Origin of the sequence: Promicromonospora panici (genome assembly GCF_900608595.1) — a bacterium.
Classification (GTDB): Bacteria; Actinomycetota; Actinomycetes; order Actinomycetales; family Cellulomonadaceae; genus Promicromonospora; species Promicromonospora panici.
In genome coordinates this window covers 75,039-100,070 of record NZ_UWYY01000006.1, presented here as the reverse complement: position 1 = coordinate 100,070, position 25,032 = coordinate 75,039, and the positions used below count along the sequence as shown (strand labels likewise).

Below are 25,032 nucleotides of genomic sequence, written 5' to 3'. Positions count from 1 at the left end.
CTCGCCTCAGACCGCGCGCGGCAGGTCCACGGCCGGGGGCTGCTCGCCGACGTCCCCGATCACGTTGACCATGCGCGCGCTGCCCACCGCGAGGTCGTACTCGAGGCCGACAACGGCGCACCGGCCCTCCTCGACGGCCCGGGCCAGGCCCGCCGAGTAGCCGTGCAGCATCCCGACGGTGTGCTTCACGTGCTCACGGCGCAGCACGTGCTGGTCGGACAGGGCGGCCATCGCCGCGGCCGGGTCGCCCGACGTGATGCTGACGATCGACGGGATCACGCGGTCCACCACGGCACGGACGAACCCGCTGGGCTGCTCGCCCGTGGCGAGCGTGTGCGCCGCCGCCGCCACCGCACCGCACGAGTCATGTCCCAGCACGACGACGAGGGACGCGCCGAGCACGTCGACCCCGTACTCGATGGAGCCGATCACCGTCGTGTCCAGGACGTGCCCGGCGGTGCGGACCACGAAGACGTCGCCCAGACCCTGGTCGAAGATGATCTCCGCCGCGACGCGGGAGTCGGAGCAGCCGAAGATCACCGTGTGCGGGTGCTGCGCGGCCTGCAGCTCCCTGCGGCGGTCCGCGTTCTGCGACGGGTGCACCGGCGCGTCCGAGACGAACCGGTCGTTGCCGGAGCGCAGCAGCGCCCAGGCATCACGCGGGGTGAGTCGATCCGGGTTCAGGTTCTGGCTCATGATCCGACCTCCGCACGACGCGGCGGGTTGGCCCCCGCCCGGGACACAGTGATGGCGGCTACCGCGCAGCAACGGTCCAGGACCTGCTGCACGGTGGCCGCGCCGACGGCCTTCAGCGCGTCGCGCCGGCCGGCGCCCAGCAGGTCGTGCTCCCACAGGCCGTCGATCAGGGCGCCCATGAACGAGTCACCGGCCCCGACGGTGTCGACCACCTCGACCTGCGGGGCGACCGCCTCGACCGTACCGGCGTCGGACACCGCGACCGCGCCCTTGCCGCCGAACGTGACCACGACGAGCGCGGGCGTGCCGCGCTGCCACTCCCGCGCGACGGCGACCGGGTCGGCACCGGGATAGAGCCAGCCCAGGTCCTCGTCGCTCACCTTGACGACGTCGGAGAGCTGCACGAGCGCTTCGACCCGCGGGCGCACTTCGTCGGCGGAGCCCATGATCGCGGGCCGCGCGTTCGGGTCGTACGTGGTGGTCGACGTCGTGCGTGCGGCCTCCAGGACCTGGCGCACCTGACCGGCGCCCGGTTCGAGCATCGCCGCGATGGACCCGGTGTGCACCGCGACCGCGTCGCTGCCGCCCACCTGGGCGCTCGCCTCCGCACTGGTGTCGCGGCCCGGCAGCGCCTCGGCGGGCACCTGCCACGTGAGGTCGAAGTCGTAGGTGGCCGAGCCGTCGTCGTCCAGCGTGGCCACCGCCACGCTGGTGCGCTCGGCGCCGTCGCTGCCCTGCACCAGCCCCACACGGGACTCGGCGAGCCAGTCGCGCACCAGGTCGCCGCGGGCGTCCCGGCCGAGCCACGTCGCGAGCCGGACCTCCCGGCCCAGGCGGCCCAGCGTGAGGGCCACGTTGGCGATGCTGCCGCCGGGATGCTCGGCGGAGGAGCCGTCCGGGCGGCGCACCTCGTCCACGAGAGCCTCGCCCACGGCGAGGACGTACGCGCTCACTCGGCGTCCTCCGGCGACTCGGCCGACGAGGCCGAACCCTGCTGCGCGGCGGCGAGGCGCTCGCGGGCGCCGTCGAGCCACTCCTGGCAGCGAGCGGCCAGCGCCTCGCCACGCTCCCAGAGCGCGAGGGACGCCTCCAGTGCCTCACCGCCGGTCTCCAGCCGGCTCACCACTTGCACGAGCTCGTCGCGCGCCTGCTCATAGCTGAGGGAGGCGACGTCGGGTGCGTCGCTCACCGCATCGGTTCCGGTCACAGCATCTGTACTCACGAGGAACAGTCAACAGCACGCCACCGACATCCGTTGCCTCTGTCCACAGGGAAAGAGTTTGGTCCTGGCGCGTCCGACGTCGGACCATGGTGACCCATGGGCCATCTCGAAGTAGCGCACGTCGAATATCACCTGCCGGATGGCCGGACCCTCCTCGGGGACGTCTCGTTTCGCGTGGGCGAGGGCAGCGCGACGGCGATCGTCGGCCCGAACGGCGCCGGCAAGACCACGCTGCTGCGCATCATCACCGGTGAGCTGGCGCCGCACGGCGGCTCCGTGGCGGCGAGCGGCGGCCTCGGCGTCATGCGCCAGTTCGTGGGCTCGGTCCGCGACGAGACCACGGTGCGGGACCTGCTCGTGTCCGTGTCGGCGCCCCGCCTGCGCGAGGTCGCGCGCGCCGTCGACGAGGCCGAGCACAGGATGCTCACCGTCGACGACGAGGCCGCCCAGATGGCGTACGCGCAGGCGCTCTCGGACTGGGCGGAGGTGCGCGGCTACGAGGCCGAGACCCTGTGGGACGTGTGCACCATGGCCGCGCTCGGCATTCCGTACGACTGGGCGCAGTTCCGTGAGGTGCGGACGATGTCGGGCGGCGAGCAGAAGCGGCTCGTCCTGGAGGCGCTGCTGCGCGGCACGGACGAGGTGCTGCTCCTCGACGAGCCGGACAACTACCTCGACGTGCCGGGCAAGCGCTGGCTGGAGGACCAGCTCAGGGCTACCAAGAAGACGGTCCTGTTCGTATCCCACGACCGCGAGCTGCTGTCCCGGGCGGCCGACCGGATCGTCTCGCTGGAGCCGAGCCCCGCGGGCGCCGACGCCTGGGTGCACGGCGGCGGTTTCGCGACGTTCCACGACGCGCGGCGCGAGCGGTTCGCGCGGTTCGAGGAACTGCGCCGACGCTGGGACGAGAAGCACGCCCAGCTCAAGAAGCTGGTCCTGACGCTGCGGAACCAGGCGGCGAGCAGCCCCGACATGGCCTCACGCTACCGGGCGGCGCAGACCCGGCTGAAGAAGTTCGAGGAGGCAGGGCCGCCGCCCGAGCCGCCCCGCGAGCAGGACATCACGATGCACCTGCGCGGCGGGCGCACCGGGCTGCGGGCCGTGACTTGCGAGGGTCTGGAGCTCACGGGCCTGATGAAGCCGTTCGACCTGGAGGTCTTCTACGGCGAGCGGGTGGCGGTGCTCGGCTCGAACGGCTCGGGCAAGTCGCACTTCCTCCGGCTGCTCGCCGGTGGCGACGTCGCGCACTCGGGCTCGTGGAAGCTCGGGGCGCGCGTGGTAGCCGGGCATTTCGCGCAGACGCACGCGCACCCGGAGCTGTTCGGCCGCGCGCTGCTCGACATCCTGTGGGAGGACCACGCGCAGGACAAGGGCAAGGCGATGGCGCGGCTGCGGCGCTACGAGCTCACCGAGGCGGCGGACCGGCCCTTCGACCGGCTGTCCGGCGGGCAGCAGGCACGGTTCCAGATCCTGCTGCTCGAGCTCGCCGGCTCGACGGCGCTGCTGCTGGACGAGCCCACCGACAACCTCGACCTCGAGTCGGCCGAGGCGCTGCAGGACGGCCTGGAATCGTTCGACGGGACGGTGCTGGCGGTGACCCACGACCGCTGGTTCGCGCGGTCGTTCGATCGCTACCTCGTCTTCGGGTCCGACGGCGTGGTGCGCGAGACCTCGGAGCCCGTGTGGGACGAGCGCCGGGTCGAGCGCGAGCGCTAGGCGGTCACGCGCTCGCGCCGGGGCCGACGTCGGGCGCTACGGCGTGCTCGGCGAGCCGCTCCAGCAAGACGTCGTGCCCCTCCTTGATGCGCCAGTGCACGGCGGCCATCCCCGTCGACCGGGCGCCCTCGACGTTGGGGAAGTGGTCGTCGATGAAGAGGATCGCGGCCGGCTCGGCCCCGATCCGCGTCGCGGCCTTCTGGAAGAACGCGGCGTCCGGCTTGGCCACTCCCAGGTCGCACGAGTAGAGCTTGACGTCGAACAGCTCGTCGTACGGCATCGTGGCCCGCATGTGGTCGGCCCGGCGCCGGACCTGGTTCGTCCCGAGGTGGACGCCGTAGCCGGCGTCGCGCAGCCCGCGGACCAGGTCCAGCGAGGCCGCCGACGTGGCGATGTTCTGCCAGACGGCCGCGTACAGGTCGGCAGCCGGCACGTCCAGGTGGTACTCCCGCAGGACGCCGTCGAGGACCGGCAGGAAGTCGTCGTCGCTCGCGAGGAGCGGCCGTTCGTGCTCGGACGCGAGGTTCAGGATCTCGCGCGTGCGCTCGCCCAGGAGTGGCTCGGCGGAGTGGTAGAAGCCGCCGGGGATCTCCTGGAGCACACCGTCGGCGTCGAAGAGGACGTGTCGGATGGTCGTCACCAGCGAACCGTAACGGGTCCGGGTGAAATGGCCGTCGAGCCGGGCCGCGCGCCGCACACGGTGCGGCCTGTCACAGATCCGATGGTCTCCCGGTCGAACTCACGACGGGCCGTCCGGCCCGTCGTGAGAAACGTCGCGAAGACATAGGGGAGTGCACCATGAAGATCGTGGTCATCGGCGGTACCGGCCTCGTGGGCAGCCAGGTCGTCAACAACCTGCGGGAGCACGGCCACGAGGCCGTCGCCGCCGCGCCGCAGACCGGCGTGAACACCCTGACCGGCGAGGGCCTGCCCGAGGTGCTCGAAGGGGCGGAGGTAGTGGTCGACCTCAGCAACTCGCCCTCGTTCGCGGAGGAGGACGTCACCAACTTCTTCCGGACCTCGACGACGAATGTTCTCGAGGCCGAGCGGAAGGCCGGCGTGCAGCACCATGTGATCCTCTCGATCGTGGGCGCCGAGGGCATCGACTCCGGTTACATGCGCGCCAAGGTCGTGCAGGAGGACCTCGTCAAGGCGTCCGGCTCCGGCTGGTCGATCGTGCGGTCCACCCAGTTCCTGGAGTTCCTCGGCGCGATCGCCGACACGGCGACGGTCGACGGCGTGGTCCACATCGCGCCTGTCCGCTTCCAGCCGATCGCCTCGGCGGACGTCGCCCGGTTCGTGGCCAGGACCGCCGTCGGCACGCCGCTGGACGGGACCATCGAGATCGCCGGGCCGGAGACCTTCGGCTTCGACGAGATCGTGCGGACGTACCTCGGCTCGAAGGACGACCCTCGCGAGGTCCGCGCCGACCCGAGCGCCACCTACTTCGGGGCTGCGCTCCAGGACGGCGAGCTCGTGCCGCACGGTGAGGCGCTGCTGGGCGAGGTCAGCTACGAGGAGTGGCGGAAGGCCCAGGCGTAGCAGGCCCGGTCGACCCGTCCGGCGCGGCCCGTCCTGTCAGGGCCTGCCGGAACGGGTCGATCTTCTCCGGGTTCAGCTGCCACATGAGCTCGTGCAGCCCTTCGTCGGAGGCTGTGACGGACAGGACGCCGACCAGCTCGCCGTCCCGCTCCATCGCCATGCCCTCCGTGCCGTTGACGTCGATCGGCCGCGTCGTGATGCCCGCCCAGAAGATGTCGGCGAACGAGGACAGGACCCGTGCCACCTTGTACCGGCCCGTGACCGCGACCCGCGCGACATGCTTGGCGGTCCCGTTGCTGTCGGCCCGGGTGACGACGTTCTCGGCGAACAGACGCTCCAGCTGTTCGACGTCGCCCACGCGGGCGGCGGCGAGGAACGCCTCCAGGAGCGCGCGGCGCTCGGTGCCGGTCACCGTGTTCCGCGGCTCCGCGGCGAGATGCTTGCGCGCCCGGCTCACGAGCTGGCGGGTGGCCGTGGGGGACGCTCCGACGATCCGAGCGATCTCCGGGTACGCGTAGTCGAACGCCTCGCGCAGCACGTACGCGGCCCGCTCGTTCGGGGTCAGGCGCTCCAGCAGCATCAGCAGGGCCACGTCCAGCGCCTCCGCGCGCTCGGCCCCCAGCGTCGGGTCCGCGCTCGTGTCGACGGGTTCCGGCAGCCACGGCCCGACATAGGTCTCACGGCGCGACCGCGCGCTCTGGAGCACGTTGATCGCCAGCCGGGTCACGGTGGTGGTCAGGAACGCCTGCGGGTTCAGCACCGCAGACCGGTCCGTCGTCTGCCACCGTACCCACGTCTCCTGCACGACGTCCTCCGCCTCCGCCGCGGAGCCGAGCATCCGGTACGCGATGCCGAACAGCCGCCGCCGCGCTGTCGCGAACACCGCCGCCGCGTCGTCGAGCGTGGCCTCTACTTCACCTGTCATCGTGCTCTCCCTGGCGGCTGTTCCACATTCCACCTGGAGACGGCCGGCCTCTGCGCGTCCCGTGGCAGTAGAAACCTACGCTGCCCGGGCGGCGTAAGTGTCGGCGGAGGTCAGACCTTGATCGTGTGGACCTCGCCGTCGCCGAGTCGCTGCAGGTCATCGGGGTCGGAGGTGTAGATCACGGTGGTTCCAGGCTGCCGGAGCGCCGTCTCCACGACCGTCGCGTCGATCGCGTGCCTGTGGCCACGCATTCTGGCGTTCTTCAGGAGAAGCGCCTTACGCGCGGTCTCGGCGGTAAGCGGATCGTCAGGTGACCAGGCGACTACACGTCTAAAGCCCCATCAGCCCGAGGCGAGAATTCTTGCGTATCCGCAACGGAGCGCTCGCACCCACAGGCAAAATGTCCTTCGGCCACAGCCCCGGTCGTGTGAGCATTCCGGCATGACCGCACCCGACCCGATCTTCGTGGATCCTCGGCTCGCACGGCTCTACGACTCCTTCGACGACGACCGCCGCGACCTCGACCTCTACGTCGGCCTCGCGGAACGGCTCGGCGCCCGCACGGTGCTCGACGTCGGCTGCGGGACCGGGGTGCTCGCCCTGCTCCTGGCCGAGCGCGGCCTGGATGTGACCGGCGTCGACCCCGCCGCCGCGTCCCTGGAGGTCGCCCGAGGAAAGCCCGGGGCCGACGCCGTCACCTGGGTGGAGGGCGGCGCGGACGCCGTCGCCGGGCTCGGCCTCGCCGCCGACCTCGCCACGATGACCGGCAACGTCGCGCAGGTGTTCTGCACCGACGCCGACTGGGCACAGGCGCTCGCGGCGGTCCACGACGCCCTGCGCCCCGGCGGCGTCCTCGTGTTCGAGACCCGGATCCCGGCACGGCAGGCGTGGCTCGGCTGGACCCGCGAGCACAGGTCGGCCCGCCGCGACATTCCCGGGGTCGGCGAGGTCGAGATGTGGAACGACCTCCTCGAGGTCGCGCTCCCGCTGGTCACCTTCCAGGGCTCCTACCGCTTCCCACCGGGTGTGCTGCCCCACGGCGACGTGGTCACCTCGGTCTCGACCCTGCGGTTCCGCGAGCGCGACGAGGTCGAGGCGTCGCTGGATGCCGCGGGGTTCAGGGTCGACGAGGTGCTGGACGCGCCGGACCGGCCGGGCCTGGAGTGGGTGTTCGTGGCCCGCCGGCCGTGACCGGGTATCGGCGGCGGGCCGGCGCCGGGAGTCGGCGTCGGCCCTGCCGCGGAACGGTCAGCGGAGGCTGCTGAAGAAGGCGCGGATGTCGTCCGCGAGCAGCTTGGGCTCCTCCATCGCGGGGAAGTGGCCGCCCTCGGTGAACTCGCTCCAGTGGCTGATCGCGTTCCACGGGTCCATTGCGCGGCGCATGAGCGGATGGGTGTCGAACACGGCCCACCCGGACGGCACGTCGGCGGCCATGGCCCAGTCGAGCCCCGAGTGCTCGCCCTCGTAGTAGAACTGTGCGCTCGACGCGCCGGCGCGCGTGAACCAGTACAGGCTGACGTTGGTGAGCAACTGGTCACGGTCGACCGCCTCGTCCGGCGTCCGGTACGCGGCGCTGGTCCAGGTCTGGAACTTCTCTGCGATCCACGCGAGCTGCCCGGCCGGCGAGTCGGTGAGCGCCGCCCCGATCGTGTCCGGACGGTGGTTCTGCATCTCGAGGTACCCACGCTCTGCGGCGAGACCGGCGCGGACCTCCTCGATCTGGGCGATCTCGTCGTCGGACAGGCCGTCGGGGTAGGGGAACTTGTCGCCGACAAACGCGAGCAGCCGGCCCTCGCTGCCGACATGTGTGCCGATGACGCGCTCCGGGTAGAGGGCCGCGAGCCGGCCGGTGATGCCCGCGCCGATATCGGTGCCGTGGGCCCCGAACCGCTCGTACCCGAGACGCGTCATGATCTCGGCGTACGCCTCGGTCGTCCGCCCTAGCTCCCAGCCCGTCCCTGACAGCGGCGTCGAGAACCCGAAGCCGGGCAGCGACGGGATGACCACGTGGAACTGGTCGGTCAGCAGCGGGATGAGTCGCTGGTACTCGACGAACGATCCCGGCCAGCCGTGGTTCAGGATGAGCGGGGTGGTGTCGGGGTTCGCCGAACGCGCGTGGAGGACGTGGAACGTCTGGCCATCGACGACCGTCGTGAACTGGTCGTACTCGTTGAGCTTCGCCTCCTGCGCCCGCCAGTCGAACGCGTCTCGCCAGTACTCGGCGAGCTCCTTCAGGTACACCAGCGGGATGCCGCGGCTGAAGTCGGTGCGGTCGTCCCGGCCCGGGACGGGGAGCGGCCAGCGCGTCTGCGCCAGCCGGTTGCGCAGGTCGTCGACGTCGGCCTGCGGGATGTCGATGCGGAACGGTGTGAGTGCGTTGTTCTCGTTCATGACATCCACGCTCCCAAGTAATGCGGCAGGTTAGCTTCCGCAATTGCTGAAATGATCGGAGCCATGTTGGAGACCTCAGCCCGCCTGCTCGAACTGCTGTCGTTGCTTCAGCTCAAGCGCGACTGGACGAGCGCAGAGCTCGCCGGCCGGCTCGATGTGAGCACGAGGACGGTGCGCGCCGACATCGGCAGGCTGCGATCGCTCGGTTACCCCGTGGATGCGCGCCCGGGCGTCGCCGGCGGATACCGGCTGGCCGCCGGAACGGCGATGCCCCCACTGCTGCTCGACGACGAGGAGGCGGTCGCCGTCGCGGTAGGGCTGGGCGCGGTCGCGACCCGGAGGCTCGGTGTGGAGGAGACCTCACTCACGGCGCTCGCGAAGCTGGAGCAGGTGCTGCCCTCGCGCCTGCGGCGGCGCGTCGAGACGGTCCGGGAGGCGACGAGCGTCGTTCCGGGGGCAGACGCCGGCCTCGACCTCTCTGTGCTCGGCGTGGTCGCGGCCGCGATCCGTGCCCACGAGCGGCTCCGGTTCGGGTACACGAAACCCGGGGGCACCGAATCGGCGCGGGTCACCGAACCGCAGCGGCTGGTGAGCTGGGGGACGCGCTGGTACCTGCTCGCATGGGATCTCGACCGCGCCGACTGGCGTGTCTTCCGCGTCGACCGCATGGTTCCGCACGCGCCGACGGGCGCGCGATTCCGGCCGCGGGTGATCCCGGAGGACAAGGTCGTCGAGTACGTCGTCGGCCGCGTCGCACGGGCGTCCTGGAGATACCGCGCCCGGGTGCTCGTGCACGCCCCTGCCGCCCACGTCGCCGCGAAGATTCCCATCCCGCTCGACATCGAGGTGGTCGACGAGACCGCGTGCCGCGTCGAGCTGGGTTCGGACGACCCGGACCAGCTCGCGCTGTGGATGACACAGCTCGGTGTCGACGTCGAGGTCATCGAGGGTGACGAGCTGGCGGCGGCGTTCGGCCGGCTCGCTGCGCGGTTTCGCCGGGCGGCCGATAGAGGATCAACGACCTGACCCTCAGGCCCCGACCGCGGTGACCTTCGCGTCCAGTGCGCCCTCCGCGAGGCGGACGTGCACGCTCGCGCCGACCTCGACGTCGTCGGGCCGCCGCACCACGTGACCGTCGACGCGTTGCACGACGGCGTAGCCGCGCTCCAGCGTCGACGCGGGCGACAACGCCGTGACCTGGGCGCCGAGCCGCCCGATCTCGCCACTCGCCCGTAGCAGCAGCGCGTTCAGGGCGTGCCGGCTGTGCCGGAGGGCCTGGACGATGTCGCGCTCTCGCGACTCGAGCATCGTGTGCGGGACGGCGAGGACCGGCCGCGAGCGGACGCCGTCGAGCCCGTGCTGCTCCCGGTTGATCATGGCCGCGACGGCGCCGCGCATACGGCCGCGGGCCTGGGTGAGGCGGAGGCGTTCCTCGGAGACGTCCGGGACGATCCGCTTGGCGGCGTCTGTCGGTGTGGAGGCGCGGTAGTCGGCGACGAGGTCGAGCAGCGGCGCGTCCGTCTCGTGGCCGATCGCGCTGACCAGGGGAGTGCGGGCCTGCGCGACGGCACGCACCAGCGACTCGTTGCTGAACGGCAGCAGGTCCTCGACCGAGCCGCCGCCACGGGCGACGACTATGACGTCCACAGCGGGATCCCGGTCGAGCTCGGCGATGGCGCTCGACACCTCGCGCACGGCATTGACGCCCTGGACGGCGACCTCGCGGATCTCGAACCGCACCTGGGGCCAGCGGGCGCGCGCGTTCACCACGACGTCGTGCTCCGCCTTGGACTCGCGCCCGCACACGAGCCCCACGACGGCGGGCAGAAACGGGAGCTTCCGCTTGCGGGAGAGGTCGAAGAGGCCCTCCGCCGCGAGGACCTTCTTCAGCGCCTCGATCCGGGCGAGCAGCTCGCCGACGCCAACAGCCTTGATCTCGTTGGCCTGCATCTGGAGCGTGCCGCGCTTGGTCCAGAACACGGGCTTGGCGTGCACCACCACGTGATCACCCTCACTCGGCGGCTGCGGCAGCATGCCCAGGACGCGGGAGAAGATCGTCACGGGCAGGGAGGCGTCGGCTTCCGTGTCACGAAGTGTGAGCCACTGCATGCCGGAGCCGGGGCGCGGGTTGAACTGCACGACCTGTCCCTCGACCCAGACCGGCGGCATCCTGTCGATGTAGCCCCTGATCTTCTCCGAGAGCACACGGACCGGCCACGGGCTGGTGGGCGTGGTGTCGAGGGCTTTCAGGGGGAGCTCGGTCGGGGTCGGTCGCTGGGTTGGTTCCGTCACGTGTCCAACCCTGCCACCCACCACCGACACAAGCCCTCCGCACGTCGCCCCTAGACTGCGTGTGTGAGTGTCACGAGCCCTGAGCGCCCTGCCGAGACCAAGACCAAGCGCGTCCTGCTGGCTGCCCCGCGTGGTTATTGCGCCGGCGTCGACCGTGCGGTGGTCGCCGTCGAGAAGGCACTGGAGACGTACGGCACACCGGTGTACGTGCGCAAGGAGATCGTGCACAACAAGCACGTGGTGGAGACGTTGCGCGAACGCGGCGCAATCTTCGTCAACGAGACCGACGAGGTGCCCGAGGGTGCCCGGCTCGTGTTCTCCGCTCACGGGGTCTCGCCGGCCGTTCGGGCGTCGGCCCAGGCCCGCAGCCTCGAGACGATCGACGCGACCTGCCCCCTGGTCACCAAGGTGCACAAGGAAGCCGTGCGGTTCGCGAACGACGACTACGACATCCTGCTGATCGGGCACACCGGTCACGAGGAGGTCGAGGGCACGGCCGGCGAGGCGCCCGAGCACGTGCAGGTCGTGAACTCGCCCGACGAGGTGGACCAGGTAGTCGTGCGCGACCCCGACAAGGTCGTGTGGATCTCGCAGACCACGCTGTCCGTGGACGAGACCATGGAGACCGTACGCCGCCTGCGCGAGAAGTTCCCGTCCCTGCAGGACCCGCCGAGCGACGACATCTGCTACGCCACGCAGAACCGCCAGGTCGCGGTGAAGAAGCTGGCGCCCGAGTGCGATCTGGTCATCGTGGTCGGCTCGGCGAACTCCTCGAACTCGGTGCGGCTCGTCGAGGTGGCGCTGCAGTCCGGTGCCACCGCCTCGTACCGCGTGGACCGCAAGACCGAGATCAGGGACGAGTGGCTCGAAGGCGTCACCACGGTGGGCGTGACCTCAGGTGCCTCTGTGCCGGAGATCCTCGTGCAGGACGTCATCGCGCACCTCGCGGACCACGGCTTCGGCACCGTCGACGAGGTGCGGACCGCCACCGAGGACCTCATGTTCTCGCTGCCCCGCGAGCTGCGGGCCGGGCTCAAGGCCGCGGGCGAGGAGACCAAGCGCCCGCGCCGCGAGGCGCGCAAGGAGCTCCCGCAGGCCTGAGGGTCAGCCGGCTGCCGCGCCGCTCGTGGTGCCGCCTTCGGCGTTCTCGACCGCCTCGAGGGCGCGCTTGTCAGTCGCCGCGAGCTCGGTGACCTCCAGCTCCTGCACCAGGATGGCGTCGGTGTCCTGGGCGCGGTCGATCGCGATGACGCCGCCCTCGTCCGCCGCCAGCAGCTCGGGCTTGGTGACGGGGCGCGGTACCTCCTCGATGCCCTTGATCTCCTCGATGGCGTCGCGCTCGTCGACCACGTCGAGCTCGACCATCCGGCGGGCCGACGTGAGCACGTTGCGCTCCAGCGAGCCGATCATCTGGTTGTAGCTCTTCGTCGCCGACTCCAGCGCCCGGCCCGTCCTGGTGACGTGGCTGGTCATGGTGACCAGGCGCGCGTACAGCTCCTTGCCGACGGTGAGCACCTTCTGTGCGTTCTCCGCCAGCGCCTCCTGGCGCCACGCATAGGCGACCGTGCGCAGCAGGGCGAGCATGGTGGTCGGTGTCGCGATGATGACGTTCTTCTGTGCCGCGTACTCCAGCAGCTCCGGAGCGCGCTCGAGCGACGCCGACAGGAAGGCCTCGGCGGGCACGAACATGACGACGAACTCGGGTGCGGGCTCGAACTGGTTCCAGTACTTCTTGCCGGCCAGATCGTCGACGTGCTTGCGCATGTGCCGCACGTGGGCGTCGAGGCGCTGCTCGCGGTACGCGGCGTCGTCGGACTGCTGTGCCTCCAGGAAGCCGAGGAACGCGACCTTGGAGTCCACGACCACGCGCTTGCCGCCCGCGAGGTTGATGACCATGTCCGGCCGCTGCACCTCGCCGTCCTCCGTCGTGACCTGGGCCTGCTCGGTGAAGTCGACGCGGTTGATCATGCCTGCGGACTCGACCACCTTGCGCAGCTGCAGCTCGCCCCACGCGCCGCGTGTCTGTGACGAGCGCAGCGCCGTGACCAGGTCCGCGGTGCCGTTGCGCAGCTCGGCCGAGACCTCGGCGACGTTGCGCATCTGCTCCGCGAGCGCGCCCTGGCCCTCGATGCGCGCCTTCTCCGCCAGGAGCACCTCGTTACGGACGAGCTCTACGGCCTTGGTCAGCGGGTCCACCAGCGACTTCACGGCCGCCTCGCGCTTGGCGAGCGCCTGCTCGCCGTCGGACGTGGAACGCTTGAGCCGCTCCTCCGCGAGCTCGAGGAATCGCTTGCTGTTGGCGTCCAGGGCGTCGCCGGCGAGCGCCTGGAACTGACGGCGCGCGTTCTCCTGCTCGGTGCGGGCGGCGGCGATCTGCTCCGTGGCGCGTTCGCGTGCGGCGGCGATCTGCTCGTCCGCGCGTTCCCGTGCGGCGGCGATCTGCTGGTCGGCCGAGTCGACCTGGGAGCGCAGCCGCATGACCTCCAGGTCGGCTTCACGCTGGGTGGGCGCGAGCCGTTGTGCGTGACCGAGCCACCCCAGCAGCGCACCGACCACGAGTGCGCCGAGGGCCAGCAGAATCGTTGCGGCGATGTCCATGTGCGACAGGCTGCCATGTGCCACTGACACTCCGGCGCGACGACACCCCGTGCGTTCGGAATCGCCCGGTATGGCCGCGACGGAGGGTCTCCGCCCGCAGGCGGACCTGCGAAGTCACCCGCACTCATCCCCGCGTCGGATCCGCCGTGTCTGACCTCCCCGCTACGTTGGGTGCCATGACGACCCCAGTCGACCCGAGCCCTCCGGGCGGCCCCGGGCCCCACGGCGCTCAGGGGCTCCAGGCCTCCCCGGAGCCACTCTCGTACGACCCTTCGGCGGCACTGAGCGTGCGCGGCCTCTGGAAGCGGTTCGGGCAGAAGGTTGCGGTCTCCGGCGTGAGCCTGGACGTGCCCGCGGGCTCGTTCTACGGCCTCGTCGGCCCCAACGGGGCCGGCAAGACCACCATGCTCTCGATGGCGACCGGCCTGCTCCGGCCCGACTTCGGCACGGCCTGGGTCCACGGCGTCGACCTGTGGGCGCGGCCCGACGAGGCCAAGGCGACCCTGGGCGTCCTGCCCGACGGCGTGCGCCTGTTCGACCGCCTGACCGGCCGCCAGCTGCTCACGTACGCCGGGATGCTGCGCGGGATGGACAAGGACACCGTGGTCGAGCGGACGGCCGACCTGCTGCAGGCGTTCGACCTGGGCGCGGACGCGGATACGTTCGTCGTGGACTACTCCGCGGGCATGACCAAGAAGATCGCGCTCGGCAGCGCGATGATCCATGCCCCGCGCACCCTGGTGCTGGACGAGCCGTTCGAGGCGGTCGACCCGGTCAGCGCCGCCAACATCCGCGACATCCTCAAGGGGTACGTGGCGGGTGGCGGCACGGTCATCGTCTCCAGCCACGTCATGGACCTGGTGCAGCGCATGTGCGACCACGTGGCCGTGCTGGCGGCGGGACAGGTGCTCGCGGCGGGCACCGTGGACGACGTGCGCGGCGAACAGACCCTGGAAGACCGGTTCGTGGACCTCGTCGGCGGCCGTCAGCACTCGGGAGGGCTCTCGTGGTTGCGCGGTTCCTGACCCTCAAGCTGACGCTCATGGGCAACACGTTCCTCAAGAGCGTCTGGCAGACCATCGGCATGATCGCCGCGGCCGTGTACGCACTGGGCGTCGTGGTCATCCTGGTGATCGTGGTCGGAGCTCTGGCCTTCCTGGAGGACCCGGCCTGGGCCGGCCTGGCGATCACTCTCGGCGGAGCCCTGACCGTGCTCGGCTGGTGGCTGATCCCTATCTTCGCCTTCGGCGTCGACGCGACCCTGGACCCGCATCGGTTCACGACGTTCGCGATCCCGCGCCGCACGCTCGTCGCGGGGCTCGCGGTCGCGGGTCTGGTCTCGGTGCCGGGTATCGCCACGGTGCTGGTCGCCCTCGGGACGGCCTTCGCCTGGGTGCTGGAGCCGGGCGTGCTCCTGGTCGCGCTCGTCGGCGCGGTGCTCGGTGTCGCCACGTGCGTGATCGGGTCACGTGCGATCACCACGGTGCTCGCCCCGGTCCTGGAGTCCAGGCGGTATCGCGAGGTCGTGACCATCGTGGCGGTGGTGCTGGTGGTGATGATCGGCCCGCTGATCGGCTGGCTCACCAACGGCGTCGAGGTCTCGGTGGGCGGTGACTCCGACGGCGGCGCGGGCACGCAGATCCTCGCGCTGTTCGAGCAGGCGGCCGCCGTCGTGGGCTGGACCCCGTTCGGTGCCGCCTGGTCGCTGGCGAGCACGGCGCACGACGGCGACTGGGCCGGCCTGGTCGGCCGGGTCGCCGTCGCGCTCGGCACCATCGCGCTGGCCTGGCTGGTCTGGGACCGGGCGCTGGCCCGCGCCCTGGTCAGCCCGCCGGTCGGCGACGGCGGCGGTGGCAAGGCCAAGGGGCTGGGCGCGTTCGGCCGCGTGCCGTTCACGCCGACCTGGGCCGTCACCGCCCGGACCGCTACCTACTGGCTGCGCGACCCGCGCTACTCCGGCTCGATCGCGATAGTGCCGCTGCTGCCGGTCGTCATGTACTTCTCGTCGCAGAGCACCGGTAACTTCTTCATGCTGCTCGCGACCGGGCCGTTCGTGGCCTGGATCCTCGGCTTCAGCATCTCCAACGACATCGGCTACGACAACACGGCGTTCGCCCTGCACGTCTCCTCGGGTGTCGACGGTCGCGCCGACCGGTGGGGCCGGGCGATCCCGATGCTGGTGATGGGGCCGCTGGTCAGCGCCGCCACGGTGGTCGCCTCGGTCTGGGTGGCCGACGCCTGGCACCTCACGCTGCCCCTGCTCGGTCTGGCGTTCGGATCCCTGCTCGTCAGCACGGGGGTGTCGTGCGCGGTCTCGGCGCGACTCGTCTACCCGGTGGCCAAGCCAGGGGAGAGCCCGCTCAAGTCACCGCAGGGAGCAGCGATGGCCACGATCGTGGCGCAGGGCCTGGGCTTCCTCGTCACCCTGGGCCTGTCGGTGCCCGTCTTCGGGGTCGGCATCGCGGCCCTGCTGCTGGGTGGCGTGTCGTGGGGCATCGCCACGCTCGCTGTGGGCGTCCTGTACGGCGCGCTGATCCTCGTGCTCGCCGTCCGCTTCGGGGCTCGCGTGTACAACAGCCGACTGCCCGAGCTGCTCCAGCAGGTGCAGTCGTTCCCGTGACGAGGCGAAGCAGCGTCGTCCCAGGTCAGAGGTTGTGTCAGAGAGTCCTCCTACGCTGGGGGCCATGACGCGATTCACGGCCGATGACGACCTGCGGAACGCCGAGTTCGACACGGTGAACCTGACCGGCGCCCGGTTCCGCTTCACCGATCTGGAGGGCGCAGCGTTCGACCAGTCGTACCTGCCGCGCGCCGTGCTGCGCGGGGTCGACCTGACGGGTGCGGACATCGACGGCGAGATCGACGGGCTCAAGGTCAACGGCGTCGAGGTGCTGCCGTTGATCGAGGCCGAGCTGAACCGCCGCTACCCGGGCCGGGAGCTGGCCAGGTCCCCGGTCCTGGCGGAGCAGCGGGAGTCGTTCGAGGCAGCGCAGCGCACCTGGGCGGCCACGCTCGACCGGGTAGCGGCGATGCCCCCGGGAACGGTGGACGAGCAGGTCGACGGCGAGTGGTCGGTCGCCCAGACGCTGCGCCACCTCGTGTTCGCCGTCGACGGCTGGGTGCGACACGGGATCCAGCGCCTCGACGGCGCGTTCAGCCCGATCGGCCTCCCGTTCTCCGAGTACGACGACGAGGTGGGTGCGCTCGGCGTCGACATCACGGCCACGCCGTCGTTCCACGAGGTGCAGGCCGCATACGCCGACCGCGTGGCTCAGGTACGAGCGCAGTACGACGCTCTCACCCAGGAGGAGTTCGAGGCACCGGCCCGGCGGCTGCCGCCGTGGGAACCAGAGACGCGCAGTCTTCCCGTGTGGCGCTGCCTTGGCGTGATCGCCAAAGAGGCCTGGGAGCACCACCGGTTCGCGGAACGTGACCTCGACGAGCTGGAGCGCAGACGACTGGCGCTCGGCACGTAGAATTTCCCGACGTGGCACTCACTATCGGCATCGTCGGCCTGCCCAACGTCGGCAAGTCCACCCTCTTCAACGCCCTGACGCGCAACCAGGTGCTCGCCGCGAACTATCCGTTCGCGACGATCGAGCCCAACGTGGGGGTGGTCTCGCTGCCCGACGAGCGGCTGGCCAAGCTCGCCGAGATCTTCGACAGCCAGCGGATCCTGCCGGCCACCGTGTCGTTCGTCGACATCGCGGGCATCGTCAAGGGCGCGTCCGAGGGCGAAGGCCTGGGCAACAAGTTCCTTGCGAACATCCGGGAGGCTGACGCGATCTGCCAGGTCACGCGCGTGTTCGACGACCCGGACGTCGTACGGGTGGATGGTTCCTCCGACGCCCTCGGTGACATCGAGACTGTCTCCACAGAGCTCATCCTGGCCGACCTCCAGACCCTTGAGAAGGCACTGCCGAGGATGGAGAAGGAGGTCAAGATCAAGCGCGGCGACCCCGTCCTCTACGCGGCCGCGAAGAAGGCCCAGGAGATACTGGACAAGGGCGTGACCCTCTACCAGGGCGCGGCCGACGCCGGCCTGGACCTGGCCGAGATCGCGAGCCTGCAGCTGATGACGGCCAAGCCGTTCATCTACGTCTTCAACACGGACGACGCCGGCCTGGCGGACACCGCATCGCAGGAAGCGCTGCGCAAGGTGATCGCGCCCGCCGATGCGATCTTCCTGGACGCCAAGTTCGAGGCCGAGCTCGCGGAGCTCGAGCCCGAGGACGCCGCCGAGATGCTCGCCGACTCCGGGCAGGAAGAGTCCGGCCTGGACCAGCTCGCGCGCGTGGGCTTCCACACCCTGGGTCTGCAGACCTACCTCACGGCCGGTCCCAAGGAGGCCCGCGCCTGGACCATCCACAAGGGCTGGACCGCCCCCCAGGCCGCCGGCGTGATCCACACCGACTTCGAGCGCGGCTTCATCAAGGCCGAGGTCATCTCGTTCGAGGACCTGGTCGAGGCCGGCTCGGTCGCCGCGGTGAAGGCCGCGGGCAAGGCCCGCATCGAGGGCAAGGACTACGTCATGCAGGACGGCGACGTGGTGGAGTTCCGCTTCAACGTCTGAGCATCACCCCGGTTCGGCCCGGTCTCCTGACCAGGCCGGATACCGGTTGACCTGCGGTAACGCCCCTGAGCCCTCGGGACAGCGGTGGACAGAAACGGCCACACCCGGCAAGCGAGTCTTTGGTGAGCTGGAGAAGCGCAAGAGCGCCACGACCGGCAAGATCACCGGCTGGCGAGCGCGCTACACCGGCCCGGATCTCGCACGGCATCCCAGGACGTTCGGCGACAAGATGGCCGCCGAGGCATGGCTCAATGCCGAGCGCATGCACTCGGCAAAGGGAGAGCCCTCTCTACGGTTCAGGGGGTCGTCCGCGACACGCGAAGGAACGCGGCCACGACCACCGCACCGATGATGCAGATCCCGCCGTTGACCCAGATGGCCGTGGTCACGCCGGCGAGCACCGCTGACGTGTCCGGTGCCGCGCTCGCGAGCACCACCGCGGTGAACACGGCACTCATGATCGGGGTGCCCATCGTGATGCCGACCTGCTGGCTCATCGTCGTCAGGCCGGTTGCGAGCCCTTGATCGGAGTCGGGCACGCCGGACGTCGCGGTGACCATGAAGCCGACGATGACGACCAGGTTGGCGACGCCCCCGACGAAGGTCGCGACGAGGACCAGCCAGATCGACCCTGGAGCGTCGGTGATCAGCACCAGCGAAAGGGTCGCCACGGCCTGGACGAGGAATCCTCCGACGATGGCGGCCTTGTTCCCGAACCTGCCGATGATCCTGGGCCCGATGAGGCCGCCGATCACGGTGCCGATGCCGAGCACGGCGAACGACAGGCCCGCGCCGAGCGGTGTGTATCCGAGGACCTCCTGCAGGTACAGGGTGAGGAGGAAGACGAGCGAGGTCTCGGTGACGAACGCGAGCGCTCCCGCGATGTTGCCCCATGCCACGTTCGACCGCGCGAGCATCCCGAGCGGCACCAGCGGGAACGCGGCCCGACGCTCGGCGAGCGCGAACAGCCCGAGGAGGACGGCGGCGGCCGCTAGCGCACCGAGCGTGGCCGGGTCGGTCCACGCCGTCTCCGCGGCGTTGGTGAGCCCGTACACGAGCGCGAGCAGGCCGAGGGTGACGAAGACGGCGCCGGGGACGTCGAGTCGGGTGCGCTGCGAGGAGCGGCTGTCCTGGAGCACGATCGGTGCCACGACGAGGACCGCGACAGCGATCGGCACGTTGATGAAGAAGGCCCAGCGCCAGGACAGGAGGTCGGTCAGAAGACCGCCGAGGATCGCGCCGGTGGTGAAGCCGGCGGCCATCAGCGATCCGTTGAGGCCCAGCGCACGGTCGCGGGCGCGCCCCTCCGGGAACGCGCCGATCAGGAGCGCGAGCGCCGCAGGCACCACGATCGCCGTGGCGATTCCTTGCGCGACCCGGGCGACGAGCAAGACTGCCGGAGTGGTGGCGAGTCCGCCGACGACGGATCCGACGCCGAGGAGCACCATCCCGATCAGGAACATGCGGCGGCGCCCGGCGATGTCTGCGACGCGCCCCATGAGGAGGGTGAGCCCTGCGGAGCAGAGTGCGAACGCGGTGGCGATCCATTGGAGGTTCTCGATGCCGAACCCGACGTCCGCCCCGATGCTGGGGAGCGCCACGTTGAGGATGGAGAAGTCGACGGCAAGCGTGAAGCTCGCGGTGAGCAGGACGATGAGCGCGACGCGCTGTCTGCCTGTCATCAGGTCGCCGGGGGCTGGTTCGGCCACACCGGCGATGTCGCGGTCTGCTGTCTGGTCCGTGGTCACAGGGAACCTCTCTTCGAGCACGAAGCGCATCTGCGCTCGGGGCTGGTGGCTTACGCGGCCAACCATCCAGCCTGCTGCCCAGGACAGCCACACCCCGTCGTGCCTGTCACTGGCAGGGATAGGCAGGACGGCGTATGGTCGCGGAGAATGTGGGGATGAGTGGACCGAACGAGCTGGGGGAATTTCTTCGTGTCCGTCGCGCCGCGCTGCAGCCGGAGGACGTCGGGCTGCAGGGCTTCGGCGTGCGCAGGGTGCCGGGTCTGCGCCGCGAGGAGCTCGCGATGCTCGCCGGGGTGAGCCCGACCTACTACTCACGCCTCGAGCAGGGGCTCAGCACGAACGCGTCGGACGCGGTGATCGCCTCGATCGCGAGGGCACTGAACCTGACGCCGGACGAGCAGGCGCACCTGCTCAACCTGGCCAGGCCGGAACGGTCTCCCAAGCGGAGAGCTGCGGTGAAGCCTGATCGTGCACGGATCGGAACCCTCCGCTTGATCAACTCCCTGCCAGGCACACCGGCGGTCATCATCGGCCGGCGGAGCGAGGTGCTCGGCTGGAACGCGCTCGGGCACCGGCTCGTCGCCGGCCACCTTGACGTCGACAGCCCGGGGCGCGCCGCGGACCGGCCGAACCTGACGCGGATGCTCTTCCTGGACGAGCACACCAAGGAGCTGTACGCCAGGTGGCAGGAGGAGGCGGTGCGCGCCGTGGCGTCGCTCCGCGTTCTAGGTGGTAAGAGCCCGGAGGACCCGGAGCTGACCGCTCTGGTCGGGGAACTCACGGTGAAGAGCCCGGAGTTCTGCAAGCTGTGGGCCAAGCACCCTGTCGAAACGTGTGTCTCAGGCGTGAAGTATTTCCGGCATCCGGAGGTCGGCGACTTCGAGCTTCACTTCGAGGTGCTCACTCCCCCGGACGACTCCGGTCACCGGGTTCTGCTGTACACCCCGGACCCGGGCTCCGGGGCGGAGGCGCTCGAGCTGCTCGGCCGCGACATCGAGACAGGTATGGACACGACGGCGGGTTTCGTCGAGCGAATGAGGCGCTGAGCCGGCGTGTCATCGACGGCGTAGCCCGGAGGCCGTGCGGAAGCAGGCCGGACCTCGTCGGAGGTCCGGCCTGCTCGACTCGTTGGCGCCGCGATCTGCTCAGGTCGAACCAACCGGCACCGGGACGGTCCGGCGTGGTCTGGCGAACCGGTCCATCATCGGCTTCTCGACCAGGGAGTACAGAGCCCAGCCCCCGAGGATCGTGAGCCCGAAGAACCCAGCGACAACGAGCAGCGCGACCGGGGTCGGGAACGTGGCGTTGTCCATCGCCTGCCGGGCCCAGAAGATCACCACACCTTGACAGATGTAGAACCCGAACGAAGTGTCGCCCAGCCACTGCATCGGCCGGGACTGCAGGAAGCTGCGTTTTCCCGAGGCGTCGCCGGCCGCCGTGGTCGCGATCACCATCGCAATCGGAATGATCGTCGCGACGTTGAACGTCCACACGAATGGCACGACGTTGACCAGTGCGTACCCGACCAGGCAGACGAGCAGGACGTGCCAGGTACGGAACGCCGGCCAGCGATTTTCGAGGACGACGCGGGCGAGGACCGAGCCGAGGACGAACTCGAACAGCCTGGACGGCGGGAAGATGTAGCCGAACCAGAACTGGTACGACGACACCGGCGTTATCGCCGACCTGGGCGTGTCCGGGATAAGTGTGAGGTTGACGACCTGGACGAGAACCATCCCGACCACCATCAGCCCCACCCAGAACCAGAGGCGGTTGCCGGGGATCATGCGGATTCCCGCGATCAGCAGCGGGAACAGCATGTAGAACAGCAGCTCGATGCAGAGTGTCCACGACGGCGGGTTCACCGCGACGTTGACCGCCCCGTCCGGCGAGTACGCGCTCAGCAGGAAGAAGTTCAGCACCGACGCGTGCACCGGGGTGATCGCCGCCGCGAAAAGGACCATCGACAGTGTCCACATGACCAGATGGTTCGGGAAGATCTTGACGATTCGGCGACGCCAGAACAGCGTCATCTTCTCTCCGGGCCTGGCGGCCCACGCGAGCAGAAACCCGCTGAGGACGAAGAAGAAGGACACACCGATGTAGCCGGTGGTCACGAACACCCGCTCGGTCGCCGCCGCGACCGCCGGGTCGGCGAACGGGTTGATCGGGTCGTTGGGCGGGATCGGCGACGCCGACAGGGTGATATGGAACCCGAACACCAGGAGGGCGGCGAAGAACCGTAGCCCGGTGAGTGCCGGCAGCTTCGGCGGCCGCCTCGTGGTCGAGGCACCGACGATCGAGACGTCGGCGCTCATGGCTGATCAGCCCCTTCCGGCAGCTCGACGCCGAGGCTGTGGGTGAAGAAGTTCGTCGGGTCCCACGCCTGCTTCGCGCGCTGCAGACGGGGGTAGTTGCCCTTGTAGTACAGGGTCGACCAGGGCACGCCGGAACGGTTTCTGGCCGGATCGGCCATGTCCACGTCCGGGTAGTTGATGTAGCAGCCGTCCACCTGCGCGTCGGGTACTGGGACACCGCCTGACCCGGCGAACATCGCCTCGAAGGTCTCGCGCTCCCAGCTCAGGTAGAAGTCGTCCTCCGCCTCGTCCTGCCAGAAGGTCTGCAGGCAGATCTTGAAGATCGAGTCGCGCTGGGCGTTCGCCGTCGCGTCGTCCGCGACCGCGTTGACCTTTCCGCCGAAGGAGAACACCACCATCATCGTGTCCGGGTTGGTGAAGTCTGGTCGGGTCAGCTGGGTCCACATGACGCCGAGTTGCTCGGACGTGAACCCCTTCTTGAAGTAGGCGGACTTGTGCGCCCCCCGGCTGGTCGGGTTGGTGATCGTCGGGTTGTTCGTCGCGACCATGCGGGTCGCCTGCATCCACGAGACCTCCTGGGTCTCGTAGTAGGCCGGCATCGGCGGGAGCTCGCCGGACGGGGCGGACATCGGCGCTGTGCCGACGTTCACGCCGTCCGTGATCTTGGCGACGAACCGCTCAAGGACCGCGGCAGCATCCGGCGCGTCCGCGTCGATCTGGGTGAACATCCCCAGGCTGCCGTTCGCTCGATGGCTCAGGTTGAAGAGACTCGACAGGTGCGACTCAGGCGTACCCGGGTCCTCGTACTGCTCATGCCACTCGTTCCAGTTGACCATCAGGCGCCGGAACTCCTGCTCGCCCACCTGGTCCCACGGGAAGGACAGGGCGCTGACCAGCACCCTCGACGGCGCCCTCACGAGCAGGTCGGACGGGTCCGAGCCAGAAGCGCCAGGCGACCGGAACCAGTACTTCGTCACGACGCCGAAGTTCCCGCCGCCGCCGCCGGTGTGGGCCCACCAGAGGTCGCCGAGTCCCCCCTGGGAGTCGCGTGTGGCGACGTGGGTCCGGACGTTCCTCCGGGCGTCCACCGTGACGACCTCGACGGCGTAGAGGTGGTCGACGACGAGCCCGTGCGCGCGTGCGAGCAGGCCGTAGCCCCCGCCGGCGACGTGCCCGCCGATGCCGACGCTGTAGCAGATCCCGCCCGGGACGGTGACTCCCCACCCCTTGAACAGCTTCTCGTACATGGTCAGCAGCCGAGCACCGGGTTGGACGGCGAAGGCGCGCATCGCAGGGTCATAGAAGACATCGGTCATCGTCGAGAGGTCGAGGATGACCTCGACCTCCGGGTTGCAGACGAGGTCGGCAAAGCAGTGACCACCGCTCCGGACGGATACCTTCCTCCCCGTCCGGACCGCGGTCCGGACCGCCCTCTCCGCGTCACTGGTGGAGCTGATGAGGCGGACGTATTCCGGTGTGGCGACAAACCGGGCGTTGTTGCCGGTCGCCATGTCGAGGTACCGGGAGTCGGACGCGGTGACGACCGAGGCGACGGTGGCGGCTCCGTTCCCGCCAGACGACGTGACACCAGCAGGGACGGTGGCGGTTGCCGGTTCGAGCGTGACGGTCGCGCCCACGGCAGCCGTGCCCGCGGCACCGAGCAGGAACGCCCGCCGGTCGACGGCCGGGCGTTCCCGCCTGCCCCTGGAGGACACCGTGCTCTTCGCGGTGATCTCAGCCATCCTGCTGCGGGGTGCGGTTGCGGTGGAGGGTGATCTCCGCCTTCGGCGCGACGAAGTAGTGCTGCACCGAGTAGGAGATCGTGGCGAAGTCGTCCAGGCCGCGGTTGCTGAAGTCTCCTGCGACGATGCGGGCGATCGACTCGCCGGACACCTTCCACTTCAGGAACAGGCCCTTCTCGAGGTCGACAGCCTTGTAGTAGTAGGCGCCCTGCCACGGTTCCGGGCCGCGGAGCCCGACGAGGAACTCGTCGTCGCCATCGCCGTCGAAGTCGCGGCACATGACCGTGTGGCCCGGACCCTCGCCGTTCTCGTTCGGGTCGCCGTAGATGTCGAGCAGGTGCCTACGCCACACGGATGCCTCGGCGTCCTGCGCGGACCGCGTGTACACGGCGATGGTGTTGCCGTGGAACGGCTCGATCGCCGCGACGTAGGCGAGCGGGTCGTCGCCGATGCGGCCGCCGTCCAGGTCGCCGGAGCCCTTGAACGTGGTCTGCTCGAACTGGCCGGTCTCGCCGTCGCCGATGTGTTCCCACGCGAACGCACCGGCGTCCTCGTCGAAGTACAGCCACGTGACGCCCTCGTCGGACGCCATGAGGATCGAGTCGAGGGGGGATCCTGGGATGAGGCCGGGCTTGCGGGCGACACCGTGGATCATGCGGAAGTCGGTGCGGCTGATCACCTCGGCGTCCCACTCGTCGGTGGGATCGTCGGGCCGTGTGAACAGCATGACCGGCAGGACGGCGTGCACGTCCTCGACGGCGACGATCGGAAAACCCATGATCTGGAGGCGATCGGTCCGAGAGAAGTGCCCAACCCGGAGCCGGTGCATGCCCGTCGCCCGCCCGACGTAGTGCCGCTTCCAGTTCTCCGTGCTGACGGTCGGGTCGCCGGGGTTCTCGAGCCAGTCGATCTTCCCGCCCTCGCCGTCGGCGTGGTGGATCGTGCCACCGGGGCCGTAGAGCTGGTAGCAGACGACCAGGTCGGGCAGGCCGTTGCCGGTGACGTCCCCGAAGTCGGCTCCGACCGGTTCTTTGATCTTGTCGACGACGAGCCGCTTCTGCCAGGTCGGGTTCTGGTACCAGTAGATCTCGCCGACATTGAGACCGTAGCCGACGAGGTCGAGGTTGCCGTCGCCGTCGATGTCGCAGGCCTCGAGCCAGTAGCCGTCACGGAGGAAGTCGGTGACGGTCTCGGAGCCGAAAACAGGTTCGCTGATGGCCAATGACGGCATTGCGGTGCTGCGAACGATAGGTGTGGTCATGCCAGTGC

General features: G+C 70.0%; 24 protein-coding genes. 11 read left to right on the top strand and 13 right to left on the bottom strand.

Annotation, left to right across the window (positions count from 1 at the left end; all coding sequences use genetic code 11):
• Nucleotides 1–6 precede the first annotated feature (6 nt).
• The 3 genes from EW117_RS08350 to EW117_RS08340 are packed head-to-tail and all read right to left on the bottom strand — an operon-like array spanning nt 7 to nt 1,918.
• A complete protein-coding gene (locus EW117_RS08350) occupies nt 7–696 on the bottom strand; it encodes a carbonic anhydrase (RefSeq protein ID WP_129785600.1) in 690 nt (229 codons plus the stop codon).
• The gene (locus EW117_RS08345; RefSeq protein WP_129785598.1) at nt 693–1,649 is read right to left on the bottom strand and encodes a carbohydrate kinase family protein; all 957 of its coding nucleotides are present in this window, start codon (nt 1,647–1,649) and stop codon (nt 693–695) included. The genes EW117_RS08350 and EW117_RS08345 overlap by 4 nt, the downstream gene beginning before the upstream one ends.
• The gene (locus tag EW117_RS08340; RefSeq protein WP_422890486.1) at nt 1,646–1,918 is read right to left on the bottom strand and encodes an exodeoxyribonuclease VII small subunit; all 273 of its coding nucleotides are present in this window, start codon (nt 1,916–1,918) and stop codon (nt 1,646–1,648) included. Before EW117_RS08340 ends, EW117_RS08345 begins: the two co-directional genes overlap by 4 nt.
• 96 nt (nt 1,919–2,014) lie before the next feature.
• Between EW117_RS08340 and EW117_RS08335 the strand changes: the two genes are divergently transcribed.
• Nucleotides 2,015–3,634 (top strand): ABC-F family ATP-binding cassette domain-containing protein, encoded by a 1,620-nt coding sequence (locus EW117_RS08335; protein ID WP_129785596.1) that lies wholly within the window; start codon nt 2,015–2,017, stop codon nt 3,632–3,634.
• A gap of 4 nt (nt 3,635–3,638) precedes the next feature.
• On the opposite strand, the gene EW117_RS08330 is transcribed toward EW117_RS08335, so the two are convergent.
• Complete coding sequence (locus tag EW117_RS08330; RefSeq protein WP_129785594.1) at nt 3,639–4,274, bottom strand: HAD family hydrolase; 636 nt, start codon at nt 4,272–4,274, stop codon at nt 3,639–3,641.
• Between the two features lie 158 nt (nt 4,275–4,432).
• On the opposite strand from EW117_RS08330, the gene EW117_RS08325 reads away from it, so the two are divergent.
• Nucleotides 4,433–5,176, top strand: a complete 744-nt coding sequence (locus EW117_RS08325; protein WP_129785592.1) for an SDR family oxidoreductase — start codon at nt 4,433–4,435, stop codon at nt 5,174–5,176.
• Here EW117_RS08325 and sigJ read toward each other — a convergent pair.
• Together sigJ and EW117_RS29365 are read right to left on the bottom strand one after the other, a co-directional pair.
• Nucleotides 5,142–6,101 (bottom strand): RNA polymerase sigma factor SigJ, encoded by a 960-nt coding sequence (gene sigJ / locus EW117_RS08320; protein ID WP_129785590.1) that lies wholly within the window; start codon nt 6,099–6,101, stop codon nt 5,142–5,144. The genes EW117_RS08325 and sigJ overlap by 35 nt on opposite strands.
• A 110-nt stretch (nt 6,102–6,211) precedes the next feature.
• Nucleotides 6,212–6,352 (bottom strand): hypothetical protein, encoded by a 141-nt coding sequence (locus EW117_RS29365; protein WP_165362581.1) that lies wholly within the window; start codon nt 6,350–6,352, stop codon nt 6,212–6,214.
• A 190-nt stretch (nt 6,353–6,542) separates the two neighbouring features.
• On the opposite strand from EW117_RS29365, the gene EW117_RS30480 reads away from it, so the two are divergent.
• Complete coding sequence (locus EW117_RS30480; RefSeq protein ID WP_129785588.1) at nt 6,543–7,292, top strand: class I SAM-dependent methyltransferase; 750 nt, start codon at nt 6,543–6,545, stop codon at nt 7,290–7,292.
• A 57-nt stretch (nt 7,293–7,349) separates the two neighbouring features.
• Here EW117_RS30480 and EW117_RS08310 read toward each other — a convergent pair whose 3' ends face one another.
• Nucleotides 7,350–8,492 carry an epoxide hydrolase family protein gene (locus tag EW117_RS08310; RefSeq protein ID WP_129785586.1) on the bottom strand — a complete coding sequence of 381 codons (1,143 nt, stop codon included), beginning with the start codon at nt 8,490–8,492 and terminating at the stop codon, nt 7,350–7,352.
• Nucleotides 8,493–8,555: 63 nt separating this feature from the next.
• Between EW117_RS08310 and EW117_RS08305 the strand changes: the two genes are divergently transcribed.
• Nucleotides 8,556–9,518, top strand: a complete 963-nt coding sequence (locus EW117_RS08305; protein WP_129785584.1) for a helix-turn-helix transcriptional regulator — start codon at nt 8,556–8,558, stop codon at nt 9,516–9,518.
• A 3-nt stretch (nt 9,519–9,521) separates the two neighbouring features.
• Here the strand turns inward: EW117_RS08305 and xseA are convergent, their stop codons facing one another.
• Nucleotides 9,522–10,784: an exodeoxyribonuclease VII large subunit gene (xseA, locus tag EW117_RS08300; RefSeq protein ID WP_129785582.1), complete on the bottom strand. Its 1,263-nt coding sequence runs from the start codon at nt 10,782–10,784 to the stop codon at nt 9,522–9,524.
• Between the two features lie 63 nt (nt 10,785–10,847).
• Here xseA and EW117_RS08295 point away from each other — a divergent pair, with 63 nt between their 5' ends.
• Nucleotides 10,848–11,885 (top strand): 4-hydroxy-3-methylbut-2-enyl diphosphate reductase, encoded by a 1,038-nt coding sequence (locus tag EW117_RS08295; RefSeq protein WP_129785580.1) that lies wholly within the window; start codon nt 10,848–10,850, stop codon nt 11,883–11,885.
• 3 nt (nt 11,886–11,888) lie between these two features.
• On the opposite strand, the gene EW117_RS08290 is transcribed toward EW117_RS08295, so the two are convergent.
• Nucleotides 11,889–13,382, bottom strand: a complete 1,494-nt coding sequence (locus EW117_RS08290; RefSeq protein ID WP_129785578.1) for a DNA recombination protein RmuC — start codon at nt 13,380–13,382, stop codon at nt 11,889–11,891.
• A gap of 176 nt (nt 13,383–13,558) precedes the next feature.
• Here EW117_RS08290 and EW117_RS08285 point away from each other — a divergent pair, with 176 nt between their 5' ends.
• From EW117_RS08285 to EW117_RS30880, 5 genes are all read left to right on the top strand, one after another.
• Complete coding sequence (locus EW117_RS08285) at nt 13,559–14,407, top strand: ABC transporter ATP-binding protein (protein ID WP_129785576.1); 849 nt, start codon at nt 13,559–13,561, stop codon at nt 14,405–14,407.
• Nucleotides 14,389–16,002, top strand: coding sequence for a hypothetical protein (locus EW117_RS08280; RefSeq protein ID WP_129785574.1), 1,614 nt, complete (start codon nt 14,389–14,391; stop codon nt 16,000–16,002). The genes EW117_RS08285 and EW117_RS08280 overlap by 19 nt, the downstream gene beginning before the upstream one ends.
• 64 nt (nt 16,003–16,066) lie before the next feature.
• Entirely contained in the window at nt 16,067–16,858 is a 792-nt protein-coding gene (locus EW117_RS08275) for a DinB family protein (RefSeq protein WP_129785572.1), read from the top strand.
• Between the two features lie 11 nt (nt 16,859–16,869).
• Nucleotides 16,870–17,955, top strand: a complete 1,086-nt coding sequence (gene ychF, locus EW117_RS08270; protein WP_129785570.1) for a redox-regulated ATPase YchF — start codon at nt 16,870–16,872, stop codon at nt 17,953–17,955.
• A gap of 46 nt (nt 17,956–18,001) precedes the next feature.
• Nucleotides 18,002–18,307, top strand: a complete 306-nt coding sequence (locus EW117_RS30880) for a hypothetical protein (protein ID WP_479725108.1) — start codon at nt 18,002–18,004, stop codon at nt 18,305–18,307.
• On the opposite strand, the gene EW117_RS08265 is transcribed toward EW117_RS30880, so the two are convergent.
• Nucleotides 18,252–19,637 (bottom strand): MFS transporter, encoded by a 1,386-nt coding sequence (locus EW117_RS08265; RefSeq protein WP_129785881.1) that lies wholly within the window; start codon nt 19,635–19,637, stop codon nt 18,252–18,254. The genes EW117_RS30880 and EW117_RS08265 overlap by 56 nt on opposite strands.
• 221 nt (nt 19,638–19,858) lie before the next feature.
• On the opposite strand from EW117_RS08265, the gene EW117_RS08260 reads away from it, so the two are divergent.
• Nucleotides 19,859–20,749 carry a helix-turn-helix domain-containing protein gene (locus EW117_RS08260; protein ID WP_129785568.1) on the top strand — a complete coding sequence of 297 codons (891 nt, stop codon included), beginning with the start codon at nt 19,859–19,861 and terminating at the stop codon, nt 20,747–20,749.
• Between the two features lie 99 nt (nt 20,750–20,848).
• Here the strand turns inward: EW117_RS08260 and EW117_RS08255 are convergent, their stop codons facing one another.
• The 3 genes from EW117_RS08255 to EW117_RS08245 are packed head-to-tail and all read right to left on the bottom strand — an operon-like array spanning nt 20,849 to nt 25,024.
• Nucleotides 20,849–22,021: an acyltransferase family protein gene (locus EW117_RS08255; protein ID WP_129785566.1), complete on the bottom strand. Its 1,173-nt coding sequence runs from the start codon at nt 22,019–22,021 to the stop codon at nt 20,849–20,851.
• Nucleotides 22,018–23,763, bottom strand: a complete 1,746-nt coding sequence (locus EW117_RS08250; protein ID WP_129785564.1) for an FAD-binding oxidoreductase — start codon at nt 23,761–23,763, stop codon at nt 22,018–22,020. The genes EW117_RS08255 and EW117_RS08250 overlap by 4 nt, the downstream gene beginning before the upstream one ends.
• Nucleotides 23,756–25,024, bottom strand: coding sequence for an FG-GAP repeat domain-containing protein (locus EW117_RS08245; RefSeq protein ID WP_207211805.1), 1,269 nt, complete (start codon nt 25,022–25,024; stop codon nt 23,756–23,758). Before EW117_RS08245 ends, EW117_RS08250 begins: the two co-directional genes overlap by 8 nt.
• Nucleotides 25,025–25,032 lie beyond the last annotated feature (8 nt).